General features: G+C 66.2%; 16 protein-coding genes and 1 pseudogene. 7 read left to right on the forward strand and 10 right to left on the reverse strand.

Features of this window, described 5'->3' with window-relative positions:
* Window positions 1–27: 27 nt before the first annotated feature.
* The 3 genes and pseudogenes from EAT51_RS13355 to EAT51_RS20675 all read right to left on the reverse strand — a co-directional run.
* Window positions 28–6252, reverse strand: coding sequence for an MBG domain-containing protein (locus EAT51_RS13355; RefSeq protein ID WP_130521571.1), 6225 nt, complete (start codon window positions 6250–6252; stop codon window positions 28–30).
* A 13-nt stretch (window positions 6253–6265) separates the two neighbouring features.
* On the reverse strand, window positions 6266–7273 hold the full coding sequence (locus EAT51_RS20670) for a ShlB/FhaC/HecB family hemolysin secretion/activation protein (RefSeq protein WP_228257940.1): 1008 nt from the start codon (window positions 7271–7273) through the stop codon (window positions 6266–6268).
* A gap of 326 nt (window positions 7274–7599) precedes the next feature.
* Window positions 7600–7956 (reverse strand): annotated as a pseudogene (locus EAT51_RS20675) (POTRA domain-containing protein); the annotation flags it as partial.
* Window positions 7957–8697: 741 nt separating this feature from the next.
* Between EAT51_RS20675 and EAT51_RS13365 the strand changes: the two are divergent.
* From EAT51_RS13365 to EAT51_RS13375, 3 genes are all read left to right on the forward strand, one after another.
* On the forward strand, window positions 8698–10020 hold the full coding sequence (locus EAT51_RS13365; protein ID WP_130521572.1) for a dicarboxylate/amino acid:cation symporter: 1323 nt from the start codon (window positions 8698–8700) through the stop codon (window positions 10018–10020).
* Window positions 10021–10203: 183 nt separating this feature from the next.
* A complete protein-coding gene (locus EAT51_RS13370) occupies window positions 10204–12498 on the forward strand; it encodes an NADP-dependent malic enzyme (protein WP_130561728.1) in 2295 nt (764 codons plus the stop codon).
* Between the two features lie 593 nt (window positions 12499–13091).
* Entirely contained in the window at window positions 13092–13577 is a 486-nt protein-coding gene (locus EAT51_RS13375; RefSeq protein WP_130521576.1) for a hypothetical protein, read from the forward strand.
* Between the two features lie 183 nt (window positions 13578–13760).
* Here EAT51_RS13375 and EAT51_RS13380 read toward each other — a convergent pair whose 3' ends face one another.
* Both EAT51_RS13380 and EAT51_RS13385 read right to left on the reverse strand, forming a co-directional pair.
* Window positions 13761–14045: a helix-turn-helix domain-containing protein gene (locus tag EAT51_RS13380; protein WP_130521578.1), complete on the reverse strand. Its 285-nt coding sequence runs from the start codon at window positions 14043–14045 to the stop codon at window positions 13761–13763.
* 312 nt (window positions 14046–14357) lie between these two features.
* Window positions 14358–14678, reverse strand: coding sequence for a helix-turn-helix domain-containing protein (locus EAT51_RS13385; RefSeq protein WP_205953641.1), 321 nt, complete (start codon window positions 14676–14678; stop codon window positions 14358–14360).
* Between the two features lie 294 nt (window positions 14679–14972).
* Here EAT51_RS13385 and EAT51_RS13390 point away from each other — a divergent pair, with 294 nt between their 5' ends.
* Together EAT51_RS13390 and EAT51_RS13395 are read left to right on the forward strand one after the other, a co-directional pair.
* Window positions 14973–17315: a TonB-dependent receptor plug domain-containing protein gene (locus EAT51_RS13390; RefSeq protein ID WP_228257936.1), complete on the forward strand. Its 2343-nt coding sequence runs from the start codon at window positions 14973–14975 to the stop codon at window positions 17313–17315.
* A gap of 48 nt (window positions 17316–17363) precedes the next feature.
* Window positions 17364–19448 (forward strand): Atxe2 family lasso peptide isopeptidase, encoded by a 2085-nt coding sequence (locus EAT51_RS13395; protein WP_130521582.1) that lies wholly within the window; start codon window positions 17364–17366, stop codon window positions 19446–19448.
* Here EAT51_RS13395 and EAT51_RS13400 read toward each other — a convergent pair.
* The 4 genes from EAT51_RS13400 to EAT51_RS13415 form a co-directional block, all read right to left on the reverse strand.
* A complete protein-coding gene (locus EAT51_RS13400; protein WP_130521585.1) occupies window positions 19445–21202 on the reverse strand; it encodes an asparagine synthase-related protein in 1758 nt (585 codons plus the stop codon). The two genes, EAT51_RS13395 and EAT51_RS13400, sit on opposite strands and share 4 nt — an antisense overlap.
* Window positions 21202–21864, reverse strand: a complete 663-nt coding sequence (locus EAT51_RS13405) for a lasso peptide biosynthesis B2 protein (protein ID WP_130521587.1) — start codon at window positions 21862–21864, stop codon at window positions 21202–21204. Before EAT51_RS13405 ends, EAT51_RS13400 begins: the two co-directional genes overlap by 1 nt.
* A 50-nt stretch (window positions 21865–21914) precedes the next feature.
* Complete coding sequence (locus tag EAT51_RS13410; protein ID WP_130521589.1) at window positions 21915–22055, reverse strand: benenodin family lasso peptide; 141 nt, start codon at window positions 22053–22055, stop codon at window positions 21915–21917.
* Between the two features lie 113 nt (window positions 22056–22168).
* Window positions 22169–22792, reverse strand: coding sequence for a GntR family transcriptional regulator (locus EAT51_RS13415; protein WP_130521591.1), 624 nt, complete (start codon window positions 22790–22792; stop codon window positions 22169–22171).
* Window positions 22793–23043: 251 nt separating this feature from the next.
* On the opposite strand from EAT51_RS13415, the gene EAT51_RS13420 reads away from it, so the two are divergent.
* Both EAT51_RS13420 and EAT51_RS13425 read left to right on the forward strand, forming a co-directional pair.
* Complete coding sequence (locus EAT51_RS13420; RefSeq protein WP_130521593.1) at window positions 23044–23874, forward strand: helix-turn-helix domain-containing protein; 831 nt, start codon at window positions 23044–23046, stop codon at window positions 23872–23874.
* 80 nt (window positions 23875–23954) lie between these two features.
* Window positions 23955–24401 (forward strand): VOC family protein, encoded by a 447-nt coding sequence (locus EAT51_RS13425; RefSeq protein WP_130521595.1) that lies wholly within the window; start codon window positions 23955–23957, stop codon window positions 24399–24401.
* A 146-nt stretch (window positions 24402–24547) separates the two neighbouring features.
* On the opposite strand, the gene EAT51_RS13430 is transcribed toward EAT51_RS13425, so the two are convergent.
* The gene (locus EAT51_RS13430) at window positions 24548–26362 is read right to left on the reverse strand and encodes a hypothetical protein (RefSeq protein WP_130521597.1); all 1815 of its coding nucleotides are present in this window, start codon (window positions 26360–26362) and stop codon (window positions 24548–24550) included.
* Between the last annotated feature and the right edge of the window lie 7 nt (window positions 26363–26369).

The following is a 26369-nucleotide window of genomic DNA, read 5'->3' on the forward strand; positions in this document are numbered from 1 at the left end:
GCAATGCAATCTCCAGGTCACCGCGGTTCACTGTCGGAGGCACGCTGCCGAAGAAATGGCCGAGGTGCCGCTTGCCGTGCAGGCCGGCGTCGGGACGCGCACGCCGCCGTCGATGACCTGGATACCGAAGGCTGTGACGCCGTCATCGTTCGCCTCGGCCTGCGCGGCGGCGGCCAGCTCGCGGGCAATGTGGTCCTCACTTTGGTCGTCGCCATGCACGCTGTCGGCCTCCTGCCCTGTGCTCGTGACGGCGACCGCCTGGTTGATCGCCTGGACGGTCGACGCCGGCAACTGGACGCCGTCCTCTGCGGGCAGCACGGTCAACACACCGTCGACATAGGCGATCGTGTAGTTGCCCAAGCCGCTGCCGATGGCATTGGAGGCGTTGATCGCATAACGGCCGACATCCGCGGTGGTGGATGCGCCGCTGCTGCCCAGGGTCACGCCGGACACACTGTCAGCATTGACCAGGCCGGAGACGCTGTAGCCCGTGAGCGTGGCGACGTTGCCGTAGGTCTTGCTGGCATCGCTGGCGACGATGCGCAGCGTCGCCGGGTCCACGGTAAGGGCGCCGGCGCTGTAGGCGATCGTGTAGTTGCCCAGGCCGCTGCCGATGGCGCCGGAGGAATTGATCGCGTAGCGACCCACGCCCGCGGTGGCGGATGCGCCACTGCTGCTCAGCGTGACTCCGGACACACTGTCGCCATTGACCAGGCCGGACACGCTGTAGCCCGTGAGCGCGGCGTTGTTGCCATAGGTCTTGCTGGCATCGCTGGCGACGATGCGCAGCGAGGCCGGGTCCACCGTGAGCGTGCCGTCAACATAGGTGATCGTGTAATTGCCCAGGCCGCTGCCGAGCGCGTTGGAGGCGTTAATCGCATAACCGCCGACGGCTGCCGTGGCGGATGCGCCGCTGCTGTACAGGGTCACGCCCGACACATTGTCGCCACTGACCAGGCCGTAGACGCTGTAGCCGGTGAGCGTGGCGCTGTTGCCATAGGTCTTGCTGGCATCGCTGGCGACGATGCGCAGCGTCGCCGGGTCCACCGTGAGCGTGCCGTCGCCGTAGGCGATCGTGTAGTTGCCCAGGCCGCTGCCGAGTGCATTGGAGGCGTTGATCGCATAACGACCGACGCCCGCGGTGGCGGATGCGCCGCTGCTGCCCAGGGTCACGCCAGACACACTGTCGCCATTGACCAGGCCGGACACGCTGTAGTCGGTGAGCGTGGCGCTGTTGCCATAGATCTTGCTGGTATCGCTGGCGACGATGCGCAGCGAGGCCGGGTCCACCGTGAGCGTGCCGTCGACATAGGTGATCGCGTAGTTGCCCAAGCCGCTGCCGATGGCGCCGGAGGCGTTGATCGCGTATTGACCGACGCCTGCCGTGGCGGATGCGCCCCTGCTGTCCAGGGTCACGCCCGACACATTGTCGCCACTGACCAGGCCGAAGACGCTGTAGCCGGTGAGCGTGGCGCTGTTGCCGTAGGTCTTGGAGGCCGCCGAGGCCGTCACCGTCAATGCTGCCGGGGTGATGGCGATGCCGCCGGAGACCACGTAGCCGATGTCGTAGCCCTGCTGCGAGGACGCCAGGCCACCGATCTGCAGCGTGCCGTTGCCGGTGGTGTAGCTGCCGACGCCATTGCCGGCGGTCGCGTAGCGCAGCGACGATCCGAACAGCAGGCTGGGGTCGAAGGTGCCGCCGACCGTGTAGGACGCGAGCGTGCCGTTGGCGCCGCTGCCGTCGTAGACCTTGTCGAGGCCGGACAGGCTGGTGCTGACCGTGAGCGGGGTCAGGAAGCTGCGCAGCAGCGGCGTGCCCATGTTTTCGTACAGGCGCCAGGTCAGGCCTGTGCCGCCGCGGTCGTCGATCGCCCAGCCGGCATCGGTGAAGGTGGACAGCGTGTTCAGCGCGCTCCAGGACCTGCCGCCGCTGATCGAATCAATGGTACCGCCGCTGTTGCCGACGGTGTTCAGACCCACGTTCCGCGGATTGCCGCCGATGTCGGTGGCGAAGAAGCTGGCGACGATGCTGCCGTTGGAATTGGAGCCGACCAGGCCGCCGACCGCGCCAGTGCCGGAAACGTTGCCGGTGGCGTAGGAGTTGCGCACGGTGTTGTTGTAGTTGACGCCGACCAGTCCGCCGACATACGCCGTGCCGGTGGCATCGCCGCTGGCGTAGGTGTTGGCGATGGTGCCGTTGTCGTTGTAGCCGGCCAGCCCGGCGACATACATGCTGCCGGAGACGTTGCCGGTGGCGTAGGCATTGCCGATGCTGCCGCCGTCGTTGTAGCCCACCAGCCCGCCGAGATAGTCGGTCCCGGACACGGTGCCGGTGGCATAGGACGCGCCCACGCTGCCGGTGTTGCTGTAGCCGACCAGTCCGCCGGCAAAGCGGCTGCCGGAGACGTTGCCGGTGGCATGGGTCGACGCGAGGCTGCCGTGGTCCAGGGTACCGATCAGCCCGCCGATCTCGGACGAGCTGCCAGTCACCGCGCCGGTCGCATATGCCGTGGTGATCGTGGCGGAACCGCGTCCGACCAGGCCACCGACGCTCCGGGTTCCCGACACGTTGCCGCTGGCATACGCGTTCTGGATGCTGCCGGCGCCGGCCATGCCGACCAGGCCGCCAGCGCTCGAGGTGGTCGCGGTGACATTGCCGGTGGCGTGGACGTTCTGTAGGGTGCTCTGGATGGCGTTGCCGATCAGTCCGCCGACGTTGTTGCCGGTGGTCGCGCTGGTGCTGCTGACGTTGCCGGTGGCGAAGGCGTCGCTATAGCTGCCCTGGTAGTCGTTGCCGACCAGGCCGCCGACGCTGCTGCCGCCGGAGACCGTGCTCGACGAGGACGAGGTGCCGATCGTGCCGTTGGCGTTGCTGCCGATCAGCCCGCCGACATAGTTGCCGCTGTAGGCGCCGCCGCTGCCGACCACGCTGCCGCTGGTCTGCACGCCGGCGATCGTCCCGGCGTTGTTGTAGCCGGCCAGGCCGCCGATGAAGTTGCCGGTGCCGCTCATGCTGCCGTTGACGCGGATGCCGCTGAGGGTGCCGGCATTGAAGCCGGCGATGCCGCCCACGTACGCGGTGCCGGTGACGGTGGCGCCGGTCAGGGCGAGATTGCCGATCCGGCTGGCGGCGCCGGTGTTGCCGAACAGGCCGACATAGGACGCGCTGCCGCGGGCGATGGTCAGCCCGGAAATCGTATGGTTCGCGCCGCTCAGGCTGCCGGCGAAGGCGCTGTTGCTGTCGCCGACTGGGCTGAAGCCCGCACTGCTCCACATACTACTGGCATTGCTGCCTGCGGTCTGACTGGCATCGATGTCGGCGGACAGGCTGTAGTTGGCTGCCAGGTTGTACGCCATCAATTGCAACTGGTGCGCGTTGCCGATGGTGGTGCTGTACTCGCTGGCCAGGAACGGGCGCGTCTGCCCCTCGATCATGATCCAGGCCGGGCTGCCGACGCCATCGCTGGCGACGTAGACGTTGCTGCTACCGGCGAGCAGCGACCAGGTGCCGAGATTGCCGTACGTGGCGTGGTTGTAGCGGTTGCCGCTGCCGAAGCTGGTCAGGTTGGTGACGCTGCCGCTGCCGCTGTTGCTGATGGCATTGGCCTGGCCGGTGCTGCCGACGTCCCAGGACGCATTGCTGACGCTGCCTTGATTGGCGCCGATCAGCCCGCCGACGTTGTTGGTGCCGTTGACCGCGCCGGTGGCGTAGCTGGTGCTGACGCTGGCGGAGGTGACAGCCGCGCCGCCCGGGTTGTTGACGCCCACCAGCCCGCCCACCGAGGTCGGCGCGGTGACGCTGCCGGTGGCGTAGGTATTGGCGATGGCGCTCTGGTAGTTCATGCCGACCAGTCCGCCGACCATGGAGCTGGTGCCGATGACGCTGCCGCTGGCATAGCTGTTCTTGATCGTGCCGGCGTTCTGGTTGGTTCCGACCAGGCCGCCGACATAGTAGGTGCCGCTCACGTTGCTGGTGGAATACGTGTTGGTGAGGCTGCCGCCGTCGTTGTAGCCGACCAGGCCGCCGGTGTTGGAGGAACTGCCGGTCACGCTGCCGGTGCTGTGGGTGTTGCTGATCGTGCCGCTGACGTTGTTGCCTGCCACGCCGCCGACGGCGCTTTGCCCGTTGACGCTGCCGGCGAACGCGCTGCCGTCGATCAAGCCCAGGTTGTAGCCGGCCAATCCGCCGACGCCGCCGGAGCTCCCGGTCACGCTGCCGTCGACGGTGACGTTCTTGATCGCGCCCTGGCCGTAGCCGATCAGGCCGCCGACGTAATAGCCGCCGGAGATGGAGACATTGCCCAGGTGCAGGTCGCGGATGACACTGTTGCTGCTGGTGGTGCCGAACAGGCCGACGTAGCCGCTGGCGCCGGAGATGGTCAGGTTGTTGATGCTGTGGCCCAGGCCGGCTAGCTTGCTCTGGAAGGAGGACACCAGGGCGCTGCTGCGGGTGACGCCGGCCAGGTCGATGTCCTGCGCCAGCGCGTAGGAACCAGGGCTGTTGAAATAGGTGGCCGCGTCGGCCAGCGAGTGGATCAGCGTGTACGCCTGGCCGTTGATCGCCAGGCTGGCGTGTGCGCCGCCGAGCGAGACCGGCGTGTTGACGTAGTAGTCGCCTGCACCGACGCTGCCGTTGTCGGTATAGCCGGCGTAGTTCAGCACCAGGCCGGCGTTGGCGCCGGTCGCGGTGATGGGCGCGTTGAGATAGATGCTGTGGTACGCGTCCAGGGTCAGCGTGGAGTTGCCGCTCCAGCCGATCGCCGCATTGACGTTGATGTCGCCGGCGCCGCTGCTCACGTTGCCCGGACCGCTGGCGTTGGTCAGGGTGGCGAGCAGGGTGACATTGGTGCCGCCGTTCAACGCGCCGCTGATGGTGCTGGCCGCCGCGCTGTCCACGGTCAGGTCTTCCGGGTCGACCAGCCAGGTGCCGGCGCTGCCGGGGCCGGCGCCCTTGGCGCCGACGGCGATACCGGAGAAGTCGACGGTGTGGCCGCTGGTTTCGAGCAGGCCGCCGTTGCCGCTGCCGGCCGCGTCGGCGCGCAGTGCGCCATGCACCGCGGTGTGGCCGTCGGACCAGACCACGATGGAGCCGCCGTTGCCCTGGCCGGTCGCGCTGGCGTTGAGCGTCGCGCCGCTGGCGACGGTGGCCGCGCTGGCGTGTTGCAACTGCTCGCCGCCCTGGTAGCCGCCGACGACGCGGATGATGCCGCCGGCCGCGCTGCCGCGGGCATCGATGCGACCATCGACGTTCACCGCGCCATCGGTCAGCAACTGCACGCTGCCGCCTTGGGTGCCGGAGACATCGATGCGGCCGCTGCTGGCCACGTCGCCGCCGCTGCCGATCAGGCGCACGCTGCCGCCGGAGGTGTCGATGCCGGTGGCTTCGAGCGTGCCGGTGTTGTTGACCAGCAACTGTGACAATCCGGTGCTGCCCGCCTGCAGCAGGATCTGCCCGCCGTTGGCGCGCAGGGTGCCGCTGTTCTCCACCGCCGCCGCCGCGCCGTCCACCGACTGGCTGGCGGCCGCGACCATCTGCATGCCGATCGCGCCGGCCGCGTCCATGGTCACCTTGACCTGGTCGGCGGAGAGCAGGCGGATGGCGCCGCCATCGGCGGTGATGCTGCCGCGGTTGTCGACATGGTTGCCGACCAGGTTCACCGAGCCGCCGTTGCCGGCGTTGATGCTGCCCCGGTTGACCACGCTGGCAGCGCCATGGTCGCCGCGCGCGAGCAGGTAGCCGTGGTCATCGTCGCAGGCCAGGCCCAGCGAACTGGCGACCAGGCCGCCGACGTTCACCTGCGCGTGGTTGCCGAACAGGATGCCGGCGGAGTTGATCAGGAACACATTGCCGTTGGCGCGCAGGCTGCCGTCGATGACGCTGGCGCCGCGGCTGGCGTCGATCAGGTTGAGCGCCACCGCCGAACTGGAGGGCTGCACGAACACCACGCTGGCGTCCTTGCCGACGTTGAAGCTGTTCCAGTTCAGCACGGCCTTGGCGGCGTTCTGGTCGATGTGCAGCGTGCTGCCGTTCTGCGACACGGTGGCGCCTGTGGCGCTGGCCAGCGACGGCACGCCGCTGGCGTAGGCCGGCGCGGCCAGGGCGCAGGCCAAGGCGAAGGGCAGCAGCGGCGCGGCGAGGCGCGCAGCGCCGGCGCCGGCTCCGGTTCCGCCGGCGTGGCCGGCGGCGACTTCGGAGGCGACCTGGAGCACGCCGAGATGGCGATTGAAGACGAGGCGGTAGATGCGGTTCATGGTGATCCCCAGGTCAGAAGGTCAGGCCGAAGCGGGCCCAGTAGCGCACATCCTTGCCTTCGCCCGGCTTGGTGGTGCCGGTGGGCTTGGCCGCGGCCAGATCGAACGAGAGCCCGTGCCAGTCGGGCAGCCGGAAGCCGATGCCGACGCCCGCGCCTTCGAAGGTGGTGACGCTGTCGTACACGGCGCGGTTGGCGCCGTTGGGGTAGACCCGGCCGTAGTCGTAGAACACGCTGGCGGTCAGCAGTTGGCCCCAGGTGCGACCACCGAACGGCGAGGCTGCGGTCGCGAAGCCCGGTGCGTCCACTTGGTACTCCAGACCGGAGTCGAAGCCACGGTCGCCTAGCGCCCCTCCGAGCGGGAAGGCGCGCACGCTGGTCGGTCCGCCCAGCGAGAACTGCTCCAGCGGGGTCAGGGTGTCGTCGCTGTACTGGCCGTTGACGCGCAACTGCAGACGCTGCGTGGCGGTCAGCCCCTGCAGCCGGGTGTAGCCCAGGCGCGCGACGGTGAAGTGCCGGTCGTGGCGGGCGTACAGGTAGTCGGTCTGCGGCGAATCGTCGTCGAGCGCGCCGCGCACGCTGAGCTGCAGCAGGTCGATGGCGTGGCGCTGGCGGTCGTCGTGGCGCACGCTGGTGCCGAGCTCGGCCACGTCGAACTTCTGCTTGGACAGCAGCACGCCCAGGCCCTGCAGGCGCGAGCTTTCCTTGACAAGATGCAGCCAGCTCTGCACGCGCCAGGCGTCGGAATTGACGAACTTCCAGTCCAGGCCCAGCGCCGTCTGCTCGGTCGGCCCCTGGATATCGAGCGCGGCGAACGCGCCGCTGTCGAGGTTCACCACGCTGCGCGTGTAGGACGCGCTGGCGCTGAGGCCATCGACGCCGGCGATCGGCACCTGGTACCCGAAGCTGCCCTGCCAGGTATTGGCCGGATCCAGCGCATAGGCGTAGCTGGCGGACAGGTGGTCGCCCAGGCCCAGCGGGTTGTTCCAGTCCACGCCGACTTGGGCGCGGTAGCGGCCGATGCTGGGAGTGCCGTAGTTGCTGGCGCCGACGCTGACCTGTGCAGCGGACGCTCCTCGCTGGCCTGGATCACCACGTCGGTCTCGCCGGGGTTGGCGCCGGGCTTGAGCACGGACGTGGCGGACACGCCCGGCAGGTCGCGGGTATACAGCAGCGCCGACTGCAGATCCTGCTGGCGCAGGATCTGGCCCTGCAGGGCCTGGGCAGGGCTGGCGATCAGGCGGTCGTCGTAGCGGTGTGCGCCCTCGACGGTGATCTTGCCGACCCGGCCTTCGACCACGCGGATCTCGACCACCTGGTCCGGCCCCAAGGTCTGCACCGGCAGATACGCACGGGCGACCAGGAAGCCGGCCTTGCGATAGGCCTGGGTCAGCGTGTCGGCGATCTGCTGCAGTTGTGCGAAGCTGACGTGAGCGGGCAGGCGGTCGCCGCCAAGTGCGCGAAGCTGCGCATCGGCCAGTGCCTGCAGGTGCTGCGTGTCAATGCCCTGGCGGGCATGCGTGCCCGCGCCTGTCACTCGTATCGCCTGGACCGTAATGGAGGCTGCAACGGTCGGTTGCGCGGCCGGGGTATCAATCGCCTGTGCGGACACCGAGGGAGTGGCCAGCACCTGAGCCGCGACGCAGGGAAATACGAACAACAGAGGCGCCAGCGCGCAGCAGCGCGGGCGGCGGGAAATCGTCATGGGTTAAAGGCCTGGGGAAGAACGGGAAGATTAACGAAGTTTAACGTCAGCAAAACGGAAGTCGGGGCGAGTCCCGACGCTGTTCAAGCCGGGGGTGCAGCCCGCCTTTCGCCTTGCCTGCAGTGGGCGTGCAAGAACCGGGCCACGCGGTCGGCCTGCTGCCCTGCACAATCACGCCGTGTTATGCCCGCCACTCGGCGGCCTGGTGTGCACTGCGAGAGTTGATAGCGGCGACGCTTCAAGCGACCAGCAGCCCATATCCGGGCATTGCCAAGCCACGATGTCGGGCCGTGATACGCATCGGCGAACCGTCGAGCGCCATGGACGAAGCGCGTCTACATCGAGTCCACGCATGCCGTCAGCCGGCTGTCCAGCTTCACGACCCCAGCTCGAGGGGGTACCAAGGGGCCGGCGGCAGAATGCACGTCGACTGCCGCGACGTACCGTCGCTGCCGCCGCGACCGGCGGCGAGATCCTGCGTCCGCCGATCGCGCTGGCTCGCGCGACCGGCGCGACGCGCTGCAACGAGTCCGGCCGCGGTCGCCAGCGTTGAAGGACGGCCGTCGGGCATCTCCCGCATGGGGGATGGGTCTTCGCTCCTTGGATCAGACCGTGGACATTTCCCTGGTAGCGCTTAGTACCAATGTGCTAATGCCCGCCGCCGCGGCAGGGGCTACCGTGCGCCTCGTTCCGTGGGTCGTACCGTCCGCCCGCGCCTCTCTCCTCAGGAGTCCACCGACCATGCACATTCCCAGCGCCGGCGTGGCGCCGTCCAAGCCGCTCCCGTTCTACCGGCACCTGTACTTCCAGGTGATCGTGGCCATCATCATCGGCGTGCTGGTCGGCTACTTCGACCCCAAGCTGGGCGAGGCGCTCAAGCCGCTGGGCGATGCCTTCGTCAAGCTGGTGAAGATGATCATCGGCCCGGTGATCTTCCTGACCATCGTCACCGGCATCGCCGGCATGACCCATCTGCGCAGCGTGGGTCGGGTCTTCGGCAAGGCGATGATCTACTTCCTGTTCTTCTCCACGCTGGCGCTGATCGTGGGCATGGTGGTCGCCCACGTCGTGCAGCCGGGCGCGGGCATGAACGTCAACGTCGCCGACCTGGACCACACCAAGGTCGACCAGTACGTCAACGCGACCCACGACATGACGGTCACTGGCTTCTTGATGGACATCATCCCCAAGACGCTGATCAGCCCGTTCGTGGGCGACAACATCCTGCAGGTGCTGTTCGTGGCGGTGCTGTTCGGCATCGCGCTGGCGATGACCGGCGAACGCGGCCGGCCCATCGTCGATTTCCTCAACGCGCTGGTCACCCCGGTGTTCCGCCTGGTGCACATCCTGATGAAGGCCGCCCCGATCGGTGCCTTCGGCGCGATCGCCTTCACCATCGGCAAGTACGGCCTGGCGGTGCTGGCCAACCTGGCCTGGCTGGTGGGCAGCTTCTACATCACCTCGCTGCTGTTCGTGCTGGTGATTCTTGGCATCGTCTGCCGGCTGTGCGGCTTCTCGGTCCTCAAGCTGATCCGTTACCTCAAGGCCGAACTGCTGCTGGTGCTGGGCACCTCCTCCTCCGAGTCGGCGCTGCCCTCGCTGATGGAGAAGATGGAGCAGGCCGGCTGCAAGAAGTCGGTGGTGGGCCTGGTCGTGCCGACCGGCTACTCGTTCAACCTGGACGGCACCAACATCTACATGACCCTGGCCGCGCTGTTCATCGCCCAGGCGACGAACACCGAGCTGACCCTGGGCCACCAGATCACCCTGCTGCTGGTGGCGATGCTCAGCTCCAAGGGCGCGGCCGGCGTCACCGGCGCAGGCTTCATCACCCTGGCCGCCACGCTGTCGGTGGTGCCTGAGGTGCCGGTAGCCGGCATGGCGCTGATCCTGGGCGTGGACCGCTTCATGTCCGAATGCCGCTCGCTGACCAACTTCACCGGCAACGCGGTGGCCACCATCGTGGTCTCGCGCTGGGAGAACGCGCTGGACCGCGACAAGCTCAACGCGGCCCTGGACGGCAAGCTGGAGTCCGATCCGGACCGCCTGCCGATCACCGCGTAAGGCCCTGCCGGGCCAGATGCCTCAAGAGGCCGGGCCCACAAGCCCGGCCTCTTGCGTCTGACGCCATGACCGAGCGCAAGCGCCCGGTTCCCGCCTGGTGGGACCTCCCGCCGCCGCCACTGCCGGTCCACTCAGGATCGCGGCGCTAGAATCCAACCCCCATCGAAGATGCCCACCACGCCGATGTCCAAAGAAGAATTCAAGCAAGCCGCGCTGGACTACCACAGCCAGTCGCCCGCCGGGAAGATCAAGGTCATCGCCACCAAGCCGATGATCACCCAGCGCGACCTGGCCCTGGCCTATTCGCCCGGCGTGGCCTATGCCTGCGAGGAGATCGCCGCCGATCCCAAGGCCGCCAGCACCTATACCGCGCGTGGCAACCTGGTGGCGGTGATCACCAACGGCACCGCGGTGCTGGGCCTGGGCGCGATCGGCCCGCTGGCGGCCAAGCCGGTGATGGAAGGCAAGGGCGTGCTGTTCCAGAAGTTCGCCGGCATCGACGTGTTCGACATCGAGATCAACGAGACCGACCCGGACAAGCTGATCGAGATCATCGCCTCGCTGGAACCGTCCTTCGGCGGCATCAACCTGGAGGACATCAAGGCACCGGAGTGCTTCAAGGTCGAGCGCACGCTGCGCGAGAAGATGAACATCCCGGTGTTCCATGACGACCAGCACGGCACCGCGATCATCGTCGGCGCGGCGGTGCTCAACGCCATGATCGTCACCGGCAAGAAGATCGAGGAGGTCAAGCTGGCGACCACGGGCATGGGCGCGGCCGGCATCTCCTGCGTCAACATGCTGGTCTCGCTGGGCCTCAAGCCCGAGAACATCCTGGCCCTGGACCGCGAAGGCGTCATCCACACCGGTCGCACCGACCTGGATCCGGACAAGCAGCGCTACGCGCGCGACACCGACAAGCGCACCCTGGCGCAGATCGTCGAAGGCGCGGACATCTTCCTGGGCCTGTCGGCCCCGGGCATCCTGACGCCCGAAATGGTCAAGTCGATGGCGCCGCAGCCGATCATCTTCGCTCTGGCCAATCCCAACCCGGAGATCATGCCGGAGGTCGCCAAGGAGGCGCGCCCGGACGCGATCATCGGCACCGGTCGTTCGGACTATCCGAACCAGATCAACAACGTGCTGTGCTTCCCCTACCTGTTCCGCGGCGCGCTGGACTGCGTCGCCACCGGCATCAACGAGGCGATGAAGGTCGCCTGCGTGCGCGCCATCGCCGCCCTGGCCCGGCGTGAGGCCTCCGACCTGGGCGCGGCCTATGGCGGCGAGACGCCCAGCTTCGGCCCCGATTACCTGATCCCGCGCCCGCTCGACCCGCGCCTGCTGGTGGAGCTGTCCAGCGCCGTGGCGCAGGCGGCGATGGACTCAGGGATCGCCGAGCGCCCCATCGAGGACATGGAGGCCTACCGCAACACCCTGAGCCAGTTCGTCTACCGCACCAGCCTGATGATGAAGCCGGTCTACGACCGCGCCCGCGCCGATCGCAAGCGCGTGGTCTACGCCGAAGGCGAGGAGGAAGTGGTGCTGCGCGCGGTGCAGACCGTGGTCGATGAAGGCGTGGCCTTCCCGATCCTGATCGGTCGCCCGGAGGTGATCGACCAGCGCATCAAGCGCATGGGCCTGCGCCTGGTGGCCGGCCAGGACTTCGAAGTCACCAACATCCACGACGACCCGCGCTTCAACGAGTACTGGCAGACCTACCACGCCCTGACCGAACGCCGCGGCGTGACCGTGGCCGCGGCCAAGGAGCTGATGCGCTCGCGTCCGACCCTGATCGCGGCGGTGATGGTGGCCCGCGGCGAGGCCGACGCCATGCTCACCGGCATCGTGGGACGCTTCCACAAGAAGCTCGGCTACGCACGCAGCGTCATCCCGCTGGAACCGCGCGTGAGTTCCACCTCGGCCATGACCGGCGTGATCAACCAGCAGGGCGCGTTCTTCTTCGTCGACACGCACGTGCAGGAAGATCCGACCGCCGAGCAGATCGCCGAGGCCACGCTGCAGGCCGCCTTCCGCCTGAAGCTGTTCGGCATCGAGCCCAAGGTTGCGCTGCTGTCGCACTCCAACTTCGGCAGCCACGACTCGCGCGATGCCCTGAAGATGCGCGCGGTGCGCGAACTGCTGCTCAAGCGCCGGCCCGACCTCAACATGGACGGCGAGATGCAGGGCGACACCGCCTGGGATGAGACCCTGCGCCGGCAGATCATGCCCAACAGCACGCTCAAGGGCCGCGCCAATCTGTTCGTGCTGCCCAACCTGGAGGCCGCCAACATCGCCTACAACCTGGTGCGCGTGTTCACCGAGGGCGTGGCCATCGGCCCGATCCTGATGGGCGTGTCCAAGCCGGTCCACATCCTCACCGCCAGCGCCACCCCGCGCCGCTTGCTCAACATGACCGCCATCGCCGCGGTCGACGCCCAGATCCGCGAGCAACTGGCCAACCGCGGCGAGGGCGAGTAAGCCGGTCGGACCCCGCGCAACGCGGGGCCCTGGCGTATACCGGGTCCAGGCATCTACTGGGCCCCAGGCATCGCCCCACCTCCACCGCATGGGGGCAGGTTCGGATAACCCGTCGCGAGTCTCCACTCGTCGCGCGCGCCTGCGCCGAGCCGGAGCGCCCGGCCGCGCCGGGATGATCCGGTCGCCGACCGCACTGTGGGAGCCGCCATGGCGGCGATGAGGCTTCACCTCGAGGGCCTCATCACCTTGAGAGCCCCATCGCCGCCATGGCGGCTCCCACAAGACCCATCAGCCCGTCATTCCCGCGAAAGCGGGAATCCATGGACGTACCGCTCACTCCCCGCGATCTACGGGCACCGTGTTCCGCGCAGTCTTCCTCGCGCCTGGCCTATCGTGTCACCTGTCCCGTAGCCAGGCCGGGCACGTCTTCTCGCGCAACGCCGTGAAGAAAAAGCTCCGCCTCCAGCATCTCCGCGCGCCCACACCACAAACCTGCACGCCCGCCAACCGCGCCAAGCCCCGCGCTTGAAACAGCCCCAGCCCGCACGCATTCCCTTGCCGCGCCCGCGGTTGGGCGCTCTTAGGAGAAATGCATGCCGCACCATGAAACCGTCGCGTTGACCGGCGTCATCGAACACGTCTTCGCGCATCGCTTCACCCTGCAGTCCGGCGACCAGGTTCACCTGGCCGACCTGGGTCCCAAAGGCGCCGAAGCCTTCCCCCTCCAGCAGGGCCTCGCAGTGAGACTGGAAGGCGAACAACGCCCCTCTGAGATCAAGGTCACCCGCATCAGCAAGAAGGGTGGACGCTTCGTCGAGGTGGAGCACAAGAAGCCCCACCACGGCCCCAAGCATCACCACCATCACCACCCGGATGTGCCCGCCGATCCGCGAGCCGCCCTGGCCGCCGTCAAACAGGCCGGATGGACCACCCACGGCAAGCCGGAACGCAAGCCGAAGCACTTCGAAGTGCTCGCCTATCAGGGAGAAGGCGACTGGACCGAACTGCATGTCGACTTCGCCGGCACGATCTACAAGCAAAAGCCCGCCGACCCCGACAAGTGGGGCCTGGAAGCCTGACCCACCAAGCGCCCCGGCCCCGCCGGGGCGCTTTTGTTTTCGAACGGCGGGACGACACGCCTAAGCCCGGACCATGAAGCACGCGGCAATCGGGACGACAGGAAGGGCGTTTCATCGACACCCGCTGGCGGCCCGTTGCGCGGGACGGAACGCGCGAGGCCCGGCAAGCGTCGCAGCTTCGGACTAGCGCCTGCTCCTCGGCCCCTTCTTGAACTCGGCAATCAGCTGGGCGAGGTCATCGTCCTCAGCGTAGAAGTAGGCAACAGGCAGCTCGAGCACGGCGGCGAGCCGCTGCAGGGTCTGCAGGTCGGGCTGGTGGACGCCGGTCTCGTAGCGGTTCACGCGGGTGCTGGCGACGAACTCGTCCAGCCCGGCGGCGATGCCGAGGGCGCGCTGCGAGATCGCATGCGCCTCGCGCGCCTGGCGTAGCCTGCGGCTGTAGACAGGGAGCGGCGGCTTGTCAGCCACGGGCGCGTACTTGTGTGCCTTCCATGCAGGAAAGCTTCCGGTCGCCCGGGCTGCCTCGATACTACGATTAACGTAGCCTACCGAGCGCGGCGATGAAGTTGCGCAAGTAGAACGCGGCGTGCAGCCAAGTTTGTCTTGGTCGGTCGCGATGCGGCTGCACGCGCCGAGGCGCATGTCGTGGCCTGATGCTTGCTGACTCTGCTAGAGCAGAACTGTTTCAGCGCTTCTTTGGGGAAGCGGTCGGCCCATGGCTTCGACGTGGCCGTCGAGTCCGCGTCGTCAGACCTCTCCCGCGATCAACTTCCTCGAAGATCAGGCCTGTCCCAGCTGGCGCATGACCCTGGCTAGGGTGCGGAAGGGCTCCTCACTCCGATGCGCGTCCAGGACGCTCAGCGCCTCCGCGTCATCCTCGATGTAGAAGAAGCTGATCGGCAGCGCCAGCACGTCGGCGAACAGCTTCTGCAGCCCCAGCTTGGGCTGATGGACGCCGGTTTCATAGCGACTGATCCGCGCACTGGCACCGGACTCATCCAGGCGCGCGGCGACCGCCAGATGGATCTGGGAGAACCCGTAGAAATCCCGCGCCTCGCGCAGGCGTCGGCCGTAGACATTGCCTGGCGGCTTCCGCGTCATGCGTGCATATCAGTCCTCGATATGCGGAAGCTTCAGAAACGGCGCTTGACATCGATACTACGTAAAACGTAGTGTTCACGATGCTACGTATATCGTAGCCATGGGACCTTTCGCCTTGAGAGCTGGCGCGTGCGGCCGCCGCTCGGCGTGGGCGTGGGGAAAGCAAGTCAACAGACGGGAATACGCCTTCGCTTGCGGCTGTCCGACAGCCGCAACGCTCAGGTCGTGCCTGTCGGATGCCAACGGGGAAGACGCATCATGGATTCGCGGCAATCACGACATGTCGTTCGCAGCATGCTGTTCTGGATCGCCGTCGCGCTGAGCGGCGCGGTCGACGCACAGGAAGTCACACGCAAGAGCGAAAAGCAGCCCACGGACTCCGGGCAGGACGACCCGTCGACCCAGTCTGCCGTCCAACTCGACACCGTCCAGGTCACCGGCACCCGCATCAAAGGCGGCACCACGCCTTCGCCGGTGATCACCATCGACAGCACGCGCATCCGCGAGGAAGGCTTCACCGACCTGGGCGAAGTGATCCGCAGCCTGCCGCAGAACTTCGGGGGCGGACAGAATCCGGGGGTAGCGGTGGGTGCAACGGCGGGCGCAGGAGGCCTGGCCAACCAGAATGTCACCGGCGGCTCCGCGTTGAACCTGCGCGGGCTCGGCCCGGACGCGACACTGACTCTGCTCAACGGCCGGCGTCTGTCGTACGGTGGCTTCGTCCAGGCGGTGGATATCAGCGCGATTCCCCTCGAGGCGGTCGATCGTATCGAGATCGTGCCGGATGGCGCGTCCGCGCTCTACGGCTCCGACGCGGTCGGGGGTGTGGGTAACGTCATCCTCAAGCGCGATTACCAGGGTGCCAAGCTTGGTTGGCGTTACGGTGGCGCGACCGATGGCGGTCTGAACACGCGCGAGTATACCGCCACCGCCGGCATGACTTGGTCCGGCGGCGGGCTGCTCGTCGCCGGGCAAAGCACCTCGGTCGATCCGATCTATGCGCGCCAACGTGACTACACGCGGCAGATGTTCGATCCCAGCACGCTGTATCCGGGCAGCGATCTGCGCAGTGGGCTAGTGACCTTGCACCAGGCGCTCGACGGGGTGGCTGAGCTTCATCTGGATGCGCTTCGGACCAACAGGGCTCAGCAAGTCTACCCGTGGAACACCGGATTGACGTCCTACCACTATCGCACCACGCCAGATTCGCGCGTTGCGTATCTCTCGCCTTCGGTCGACTTCCGTTTATCGGGAGGCTGGACGGCGTCCCTATCCGGGGGCTGGGGCAAGGACGAGACGGTCCAGCATCAATCGACCGTGGATAACGCGACCGGCGCGTCCCAGCTGGTGGTGCGCGAGTGCTACTGCAACGAGGTCCGTGCATGGGATGCGGACGTGGAAGGCCCACTGTGGTTTGCGCAAGCGGGCGAAACGCGACTGGCCTTGGGCATCGGCGGCAGAAAGAACGCATTCACCTACCACGACCTGATAAACGACTCGGATGTCGCGCGGGGCGAGGAGCACAACCGGTTTGCCTATGCGGAACTGAGTGTGCCCCTGATCGGAGTGTCGCAAGGGGTCGTGGGCGTGCGTCGGCTGGCCCTGACGGCCGCACTGCGCACTGAGGACTACAGCAGCTTCGGTCGGGTGACCGTGCCCAAGCTCGGCATCATCTACGATCCCAACGACTCGCTCACGCTCAAGGGCTCCTGGGGCAAGTCGTTCAAGGCCCCCACGCTGTTCCAGCGCTACCAGTCGCGCACCGTCTTCCTGGACCCCGCGGCCTGGTATGGCGGAGCGGACGATGCGGCGCCGGTCCTCGCGACCTTCGGGGGTGAAGTCGACTTGCGGCCGGAACGCGCTCTTACGCGCACTCTCTCGCTTGCCGTCCACCCCAAGTCATGGCCAGGCTTCGAGACGGAGCTCACATGGTTTGACGTGGATTACAGCGGGCGTGTAGTCCAGCCCATCACCGATTACGGCAACGCGTTGGGGAATCCGGACTACGCGCAGTTCATCGAGTATGCGCCTGCACCACAGCGCCAGGCGGAGGTCCTGGCTGCTGGCGGCACGTTCTACAACGAGACTGGACAACCTTACGACTCCTCTAACGTGTCGGCGATACTCGCTGCGCAATACGTCAATGTCGCTCGACAGCGCATCAAGGGTGTCGACCTGTCGACAAGCTATCGAATGGATCTGGACGCAGGTCGGGTGACGCTGCGCGGCGCGGGCACTTGGTTGAATAGCACGCAACAGAACTCGGATTCCACTTCGCCTTATGACGTATCCGGGCGCCTCTTCAACCCAGCCAAGCTTAACGCGAGAGTAGGGGCCGTCTGGGATCTTGCCGAACTGGGCTTTTCGGCTTTCGCCAACTACACCGGTGGTGTCACTGACACGGCGAGTCGCCGAAAGACCGCTTCGTTCACCACTTTCGATGCGACGGTGCGGTACGTGCCTTTGGGCGGTTCCGGTCCCATCTCGGGCATCGAAATCGCGCTCGCGCTGCAGAACCTGTTGGACAGAGCGCCTCCATCCTATAGGGCACTGTCTCCCGACCGCCCGCCGTACGACTCGACCAACTACTCGGCCATCGGGCGGTTCGTCAGTCTGTCGGTTTCGCGGCGCTGGTAGGAGCGGTCCAGGACTTCATGTGTCGGTCAACAGAATAGAGAAGACGTCATGCCTGGATTGCCTCAAGCCAACGTCAGGAATGGAATCGGCGCACTGCTGATCACTCTGATCCTCTACGCACAAGTGTCCTACGCGACGACGATCCGCGAGCTGGTTGAGGTCGTGGACATCGGCAATTTATCGATCTCGCCGGACGGCCAACTCGTGGCGTTCCGCACCGAGCGGGCCTCAATCGAACGCAACACCTATCAGACGATCTGGTTTGTACAGCCCGTCGACGGCTCGTCGCCGCCCCGCAGGCTGGGCGACGGGGGCGAGGCGCTGCGCGACACTGGTGGCTATGCAAGGCGGGAGCCGCCCAAGTGGTCACCGGATGGCAAGTGGCTGTTCTATCGCGCGGCGATAGACGGAAGAATCGACGTGTGGCGTGCGGCGACCGATGGATCCCGCACCGAGCAGATCACCCACGATCCGGCCAACGTCAGGGCCTTCGATCTGGGGGTTGACGGGAGGTCGCTCCGCTACAGCGTGGGCGCCTCGCGCGACGAGGTAGCCAGTGCCGAGATGGCGGAATACGACAATGGCATTCACCTTGACGGAAGCGTATCGCTGGCCGACGGCCTGTTCCGCTCGGGCTTTCAGGAGGGTCGTCTGGCCACCCAGCGGCAGGATCGGAGTGGAGAGTACCGCCCGCTCCTCGCCGACCAGGCCGATCGATGGAAGCTGTTGAACCTGTCTGACGGCAACGTGGTGTCATTGGCGAAAGACGCTACTACGGGCGGGATGGCAGTGGTTGTCGAACCAAATCCAGGCGACGAACGCTTCTCGGCATCTGTTCGGGAACCGGGCGGCGGTCGGATTGCGGCGCTAAGACAGGGGCAGAGCACTGTCGGCGAGCGCGAGGCCCATCCCAATCTGGTGGCCCTTCGGACTGATGGCGACAGGCATCCCGCCACGTGTGACGCAAGCGCATGTATCAGCAGGGTGATCACGGCGATCACCTGGCGTCCCGCGAGTGACGAGGTGTTGTTCACCACCACCTCGCGCGAGGCAGGATTTGCGCAGTCAATCTTCCGATGGAATGTGCTGACTGGCGAGGTGCGGCGCGTCGCCGACTCGGTGGGCGAACTCTCGGATGGGAACCGGCTGGATCCCGGCGCTTGCGCGGCGACACGGGCTGCCATGATCTGTGTCGCGGCCAGCGCGGACCAGCCACCACGACTGGAGCGCGTCGATCTGAGTAACGGCCAGCGTCACATTCTGTTCGAACCCAATCAGCTGCTCGCGAGGGACCTGGCGCAAGCTCCTCGGGTTCGCCTGATCCAATGGACTGACGCGCAGGGAATCCGATACTCGGGCCAGTTCTACCCAGCATCGAGAGTCGATGCGCGGCCATCGCCGCTGTTCATCGCATACTATCGATGCGCGGGCTTTCTGCGCGGAGGAATGGGTGACGAATGGCCGCTCGCGGTGCTGGCCCAGCAAGGAATCGCCGCACTCTGCGTTAATGGCGCGCCGCACGTCGATGACGCCTTGGTTCGCTACGACCAGGCCACCGGCGCAATCGAGAGGATTGTGCAGTCTCTCGCTAAGGCCCGCGAGATCGATCCATCCCATGTGGGGCTTGGAGGCTTGAGCTTTGGCGCAGAGGTCTCGATGTGGGCCGCCATGTACTCAGACATTCCCCGCGCCATTTCGATCAGTACGCCGGTTGCGTCACCCTCGCTTTGGACGTTCATGGGCCTCTGGGCAGGCAACAACGCGGATCGCATGCAACGCTTCTGGCAGGTCGGGTCTCCGGAGCAGACTGCGGAGCGCTGGCGCAAGCTCTCGCCTGCCTACGACCCCGCGCGCGTCAAGACGCCCGTGCTGATGCAGATGTCCGAACAGGAGTTTCGGGTCTCACTGGATTACGCGGTGCCCATGATCAAGAGCAGGCGAGCCGACGCATATGTCTTCCCAAACGAGCCGCATCAGAAGTTCCAGCCGCGGCACAAGTTGGCGGTATACCAGCGCAATCTGGACTGGTTTCGCTTCTGGTTGCTTGACTTGGCAGATCCCGATCCGGCGAAAGCCAGCCAGTACGCTCACTGGCGAGAAATCCTCGACGCGCAGCGCCACCCTTCGCGCTAGCTCTGCTTCGAGCAGGACTGCTGTTGCACCCAGTTCTCGACCGCGCAAAGGTGGAACACGCGCATGAAGGTGGCTTCGCTGGCAGGCTCGCTTGTTGTCGCGAGAGCTCGCAATGCATCTGCGTCAAGAATCCCTTGAGCCTGCAGGAAACCTTCGGTGAGGAATCGCAGCATGTCGGGGCTGCGACGCCTATAGATTGCTCCCAGGTAGGCAGTGAAGGTGCCCTTGCTCTTCCGGTTAAGGACGTTGCCTGGCAATCGATCTGCAAACGCCTGCCGCGCCACCGCTCGATTCTGTCCTTCGCGAAACCACATCCAACTCGGTACGCGCAGGCAGGCCTCAACGACCGGCTGAGCTAGAAGCGGCATACGAAGCGGGCGGACTAAGCCGCGAGCGCAGCCCTCCCGAAACAATTGGGTCGACGCCAGCTCCGCAATGCGCTCGCGATCGCCGACCAGTGCAGCATTGGGCCCGATATTCCAGGGATGCGCTTCCGGATCGCGGACTTCAACGCCCTTCTTAAGGAAGTCTGTCTTTGCGGAAACCGGCGGCCGCTCAACGAGAAGTCGACGTATCGCAAGGCGGCCTGCCTTCCAGACAGTACACTGATGAAACTCCGCAAGATCGCGCACGGTGCGCAAACCTTCGCCCAGGCCCGCGCTCCGCAAGGCGTCAGCAGCGGGCGATGCGGTGGAGAGGAAGCAGAACACACTGTCACCACCTGCACCTGAAAAGTAGGCGTCACACCCGCACGCTTGTGCTGTTCTGCCCATGACACGATTGACCGCGAACTGAAGCATCCCGATGCATGGGCCGCAGAATTCACGAGGTACTGGGTAGTTGAAGGGTGCCTCGTCGTAACCAAGCTCAAGCACGGACAACGGAGCGCCAAGCATGTCTGCGACCGACTGCGCGTAGTCCGTTTCGTCAGTCCCTGGTAGAGGCGTGATCAGTGATTGACACGCGACTCGGGCAGAGGTCTTCGCTAGGCTTATCCCCACGATGGAGGAGTCAAGCCCACCTGAAAGTTCGAGTAATACATTCTTGTGCCGCCCCGCATAAGCGCGGACCACCATGTCAATCGATTGCCTGACCAGAAGCGCAGCATCTTTGAAGTTCGAACAGCGCTGGTCGCCACCGACAAAATCCCAAGGTGACCATACGCATGTGACACGGTGTTCTTCGCGTGAGGCGCGCAGTACGCTTCCGGGAGGCAGCTCGGAGACGTTCAGCAGCCCGGTCGAAGATGACTTCAGATTGGGATAAGCAAGGGAGCGGACGATCCCGGCTGGATCGACACGCCGTTCATATAGCCCCAATCGGATGGCGAGGGTGATATCCGACGTGATGAACCCTTCCGCCTCCCCTAGCGAGTAAACGCACTGTAGGGCGCTCGCTGGGCTGGGGCTGCGCATGAGCGTGATCGCGTAGTCGTCACCCGGGACTTGTTGCAGGAGGACGTAGTCTCCCCAACATGCAGTCAGTACAAACTCAAGAGCCGCCTTGGATGAGGCTGCCCCGAGCAATCTGGTCGCGTCGGTAATTCGCGTTCCATCGCGGGAGAACAGTTCACCCAGCACCAAGTCACCGTTCGCGAATCGCAGGACATCGTCTGCTTCGGAGACATAGACGATGCCATCACCCAACACGGCGAGAGCCCGTAGGCCCATTGTTTGGAGCCTCCCACGGATTGCTGCCCGACGAGACGAATGCTGATGGCCGCAAGCAACGTGGACGAAGTACTTGATCGCCATCAGACCACCTTGATGGGCGTGTACGCCCGGGTATTGCCGACGTTGTCGTTCAGGAGGGTCTGTCCCGCCTGAAGCCAGCAATGCGCGGTGAAAGGCTCGCCTGTGACCCCGAATACGAGCTTTGGGTATAAGCCGCGTCTGCCTAAGAACTTCATCATCGCCAAAGAGTCGAGAAGGCACCGGGTGGGCGTAGCCACATACTTCCTGGTCTTTAGAAAAGCGCCTGACCAACGGGCCATATCCAGCTGTACGGCGGCATCCTGGGTGCTGGACCTATTCGCTGAACAAGCGACGCACCACCTGAGTGTGGGCTCAAGGCCGTACTTGTTGAGCCGCCGCTTGGTCTGGTGAACGATGGCGGCGACCTCGAAGAACAGCAAAGCACCGTGGCGCTGTTCCATCGACGGCATTTCCAGCACGCTGAACGACGTGAGCTCTGCCTGGGCTGTGCAGGGCAAGCCGTCCTCGGCATCGTTAAGAACGCCACATTCGACTAGCACCCGACCGGCGTGTGAGTCGCTCGGGTCATTGAGAAGCGAAAGAAACAGGTGCTCCATCTCGTTGCATAGCCTGAAGTATCGATCTGCTCTGGCGTCTAGAAAGAACGGCCTGCCATCGATCAGGCAGAACGAGAGGTGCTCACGAAGCTGATAGCCGGACATGTGCTTGGCAGAGGAAGCGAGGCGCACTTCCGTGCGCCTCGCGGCCCCACTCAGTCAGAAATGCCCACATCCTGGCGGTGCCCGACGATTTCATTGGTCGTCATGCCCGCCCCCTTGGTCTCCACACTGGCCACGCCCAGCTCGATGATGTCCGTGGACGCGGTGTCGCGTGCCTTCTCGTTGGTGTCCATCGCTGTCTCCTTGGGTTGTGTCATGGCGATTCCATGACAGGATCAGCCTGGGATGGCGAGGGTGTGTTCTCAAGTAATTTCTGTTGTGTATTTGAAGAATTCTTTTCGCTCGCTTAGTGCAGCCGGTCGCGGCGCTCGGCCAGCAGGGCGACGATCTGCGGGACCAGTTGCCTGCGATGGGCGTGATAGTCGCGCAGCGCCTGTTCCAGGCGTCGGAGGTCATGGGCGACGAAGAGCTGCTTGAGTCGATCCAGCTCCTCCGGCACGTCGATCTTCAACTCCAACGAGGCGCGGCGGATCGGCGCCAGGCAGTCGTTGGCGCGGCGCACGGCCTGATGCAGCGACCACTGTCCGCTGCTGCGCGCAATCGCGTCGAACAGTTTCCACGTCCGCTTCGGCAGGTCGTCGTCGACGGCGGCCAGCACATTGAAGTGCGCCGATTCCTTGCGTACAGGCGAGGCGCAGGCCATGACCAGCAGTTGCTCCATCCAGTCGTACTGGTCGCGAAGACCCAGCTCGGTGGGCAGCGGCACCTGGAAGCCGTGGCGTGGGTGATCGACGATCACGCCTTCGCCCGCGAGGCGATACAGCGCGCATCGCACGGGTGTCTGGCTCATATGAAACTCGTGGGCGAGCGATGCCGGGTCGATGCGTTCGCCCGGGACATAGCGCCCCGACTGCAGGGCGCGCCTGACCGTGCTGTACAGCAGTGCCGTCTTGGACCGTACTGGATCCATCCTGCGTGTCCCCGTCCGTGTCGCGCCGCCTCCCCGCGCCCGATCGTACACGCATCGCCAGGAAGTTTTGGAAGCGGATATTGCGAAGATGCGTGCCTCAACAATGGTCGGCGGTAACCCTGGGTATCGACGTGACCGTAAGGCACGGGGCGCGTGTCGTCGACGAGCGTTTTCGTAGGTGCCCCTCTTTTCTTAAGCCCGCCGGGAGCTGGGACATGCATCACCCGACGTGCCTGGCGTAGGATCCGCCGATGGCTTCCCTCCAGCGGCTCCCCGTCCCTGCGCTGCGCGGCCTGGTGGCATCGGTGTGGGCGCACGAACCCGCTGCGCCAAGGACGGATGCGCCGGCCACGATGCGCGAACATGTGCTGCCGACCGGTGCCACGCATCTGGCGGTGCGCATCGGTGGCGCGCCATTGCGGGTGTTCGATCATGCTTCGGATCGGTGTGGTCATCTTCTGGGCCACGCGGTGGTAGGAGGCGTGCGCACGGCTTACCACGTGCGCGATGTCGCGCAGCCGTCCATCTCGGTCGGTGCGATGTTGCGCCCGGGTGCCACCGCGGCACTGTTCGGCGCGCCAGAATCCGCCGTGGCCGGGCATCACACCTCGCTGGAGCTGCTGCTTCCCGCTGGCGAGGTCGACGCACTGCTTGCGCTGTTGCATGCCTGCGGCGACGGGTCAGCGCGACTGGCGGCGTTCGAGGGCTGGCTGATCCGGCGCGCCGGCGGCCAGCGGCCGATCTTGCATCCGGCACTGGCGGTCGTGCTGCGGCGGCCTTGGCGCGCGGATCTGCGCGTCGAGGACCTGGTGCGCGCCAGCGGGCTCAGCCATCGTCATTGCATCGCCATGTTCCGGCAGGCGACCGGTTTGGCGCCTAGCCAATGGCTACGGCTGCAGCGCTTCTCCCATGCGATAGACCTGGCGTGCGGGCAGGCTTCGAGCTGGGCCGAGATCGCCGCCTCGTGCGGATTCGCCGACCAGGCGCATCTGGCCAATACCTTTCGCGATGTGGCCGGGTTGACACCCTCTGCCTGGCGGCGGCTGGCCGATCCTGCGGCGCCAAGGCACGTGCCGCGCTGAGCCGCGCCCAGGTCAATTCCTTGCAAGACGATGCAAGGGCAGCGTCACAGAATAGGGACCTACCCAGACGAGGAATGCGCATGGCAATCCAAGAACTCTATGCCTACCTGTGCGTGCGCGATGCCGTCGCAGCGATGGATTTCTACGCCCGCGCGTTCGGCGCACGCGAGCTGTTCCGCCTCACCGAACCGGACGGTCGCATCGGCCATGCCGAGGTGGATCTGGATGGGCATACGCTGATGCTGTCCGAGGAGTATCCCGACATGGGGGTTCGCAGTCCCGAGCATCTTGGTGCCACGCCGGTCACGCTGCATCTGCATGTGGACGATGCCGATGCGCTGGTGGCCCGTGCCGTGGCGGCGGGCGGAACGCTGGAGCGTGCGATGCAGGACCATTTCTACGGCGAGCGCTCCGGGACCGTGCGCGATCCCTTCGGACATCGCTGGCTGATCGGCCATGCGACTGAGTCGGTCACCCCGGAAGAGATGCAGCGACGCTACACCGCCCTGTTCGCAGCCGAGCGATAGGTCCCACGACGACCAGGCTCGATCCGTCGGTGCGGGAACCGGCGACGACTGCAGCTTGGGCATCCTCGGGCGACCGTGGGCCCTGACCGGGCATTCGCCAGCAGGCGCCCCAACGGCTTCGGTCGACACAGTGCTCTGGCAGACAGTCAGACGCTGGCCCGCGCGCGCGGCCTCATCAGCATCATGGCGGCCAGCCCCGGCAGACCGACGAATCCGCAGAACACGATCCAGGCGAGGCGGACTCGTCCTGCAAGACCTTCGCGATGCGCGTAGTAGGCGGCGCACGCGGCGGAAGCCAACAAGAGGCACCCTGCGAACGCCATGATCGGCATGGGCATGGGCGCAGGCGTCGCAGCGGACAATGGCGAGGTGGGCGCGAACACGGCGCGCGCCTGCTCCAGCGCAGCGTGCAGCGCCGGCGAGGGCCACCAGCGTCGATAGCGGTGCAGGGCGGGGTAGTCGAAGGACAGGGGCGTGGAATGCAGCACGGGGGGGCGCCCGTCATCGAAGCCGCGCAGCAGGAACAGCGCGGGTCGCGTGCCGTCCTCGGTATGCGCCAGTTCCGAGTCCACCAGGCAGACCAGGACGCCGTCGCTCAGGGCGATCATGTCGAGGCTGCTCAGTCGTGCGGTTGGAGTAGGTAACGCGATGCGCGTCAGGAGTTTCGGCGAAGCCGCCCCATCCAGGTCCGGATCGGCACGGAAGAAGTACAGTGCCTTGTCGCTCATCAGGGCCCATCGCCCATCGATGCGGCCGACGCCTGCGATGCTTTCCTCGTTGGGCACACCGAGCCAGCGCGTGATGGTCTGGTCGGCGCTGTCGTAACGGTACAAGGTGTCGCCAGCAAGCAGCGCCGTGTCGTCATCAGGCAGGCCGGGCATGTGACCGATCGGCACGGCGACGTACGGAAACGCCTCCCGCTGCGGTCCGATGCCGAGTGTGCCGACGGCGCGCCCGTTGAGCAGGTTCTCGCCCTGCAGGCGCATTCGGTCATGGCTGAAGGTCCAGCGGACGTGGCGCTCTGGATCGTCGAACTGCAGGGATGTGAGGTTGCTCAATGCGTTGCGCTGGGGCAGCTGCCGGAAGCGAACGGTCAGGCCCTGCGGCTTGCCCGCCGCGACCGCAGCCTGCAGCCGCTCCAGATCGGCAGGCCGCGCGTCGTGCAGCGCCCTCAGCATGCGCGCGCGCGGCTCCATCTTCTCCGCCTCCGTGTGGCCGCCGGGCGGCGGCACGGCGGTGTTGAGGGGATGCGAGCCCTGCGCGATCCACAGGAACTCCACGCCGAACAGCATCAGCAGCACGACCAGATATGCGCCCGCGCTCAGGGGCAGTGCCAGCAGCGCGCTCGCCCACGGTCCACGCGGCGCGGCCTCGACATCGGGCCTGAAGGCGCACAGCAACAGGGCGAGCAGCCAGGCGGCTACCAGCAGCTCGACCGCCAGCATCGCGATGCCGGTCGCATCGGCGAACGCGAGCCAGGCCAGCAGCGCCACGGCCGCCAGCGCGGTCCGCGGCCCGCGCAAAGCCCAGAAGGCCCCCGCCAGATAGCCCGCCATCGCGCTCAGCCATGCGGCGCAGGGCAGCAGCCAATGACGCAGATCGACCACGCGCGCGGTCGTGCCCTGCTGCCAGGCGGCAAGCAGCAAGGTTGGCAGCAGCACCGCGACCAGCAGGACCACGCCTGCCGCGCCGCATAGCGTGAGCGCGATGCGCGTCGGCGGCACAGGGCGATGCAGCAGCGTGACCCAGTGACTGCCGCGGCGATAGCCGCCTATCTGATACAGCCCCAGCAGCGCACCGGCCAGCGCGTAGACGCCGCCGATGGCGCGATGGATGGGCAGAGTCTGCTGCGCCAGATCCATCAGGCGGGTGCCGAAGCCCAGCGCGCACAGGTGCACGAGCGCGGCGATGACGGTCCAGGTGCGGAAGCGCACGCATTCGACCTTGAACAGGCTCCACATGATGTGT

Source organism: Pseudoxanthomonas winnipegensis (assembly GCF_004283755.1).
In the GTDB taxonomy this organism is placed as follows: domain Bacteria; phylum Pseudomonadota; class Gammaproteobacteria; order Xanthomonadales; family Xanthomonadaceae; genus Pseudoxanthomonas_A; species Pseudoxanthomonas_A winnipegensis.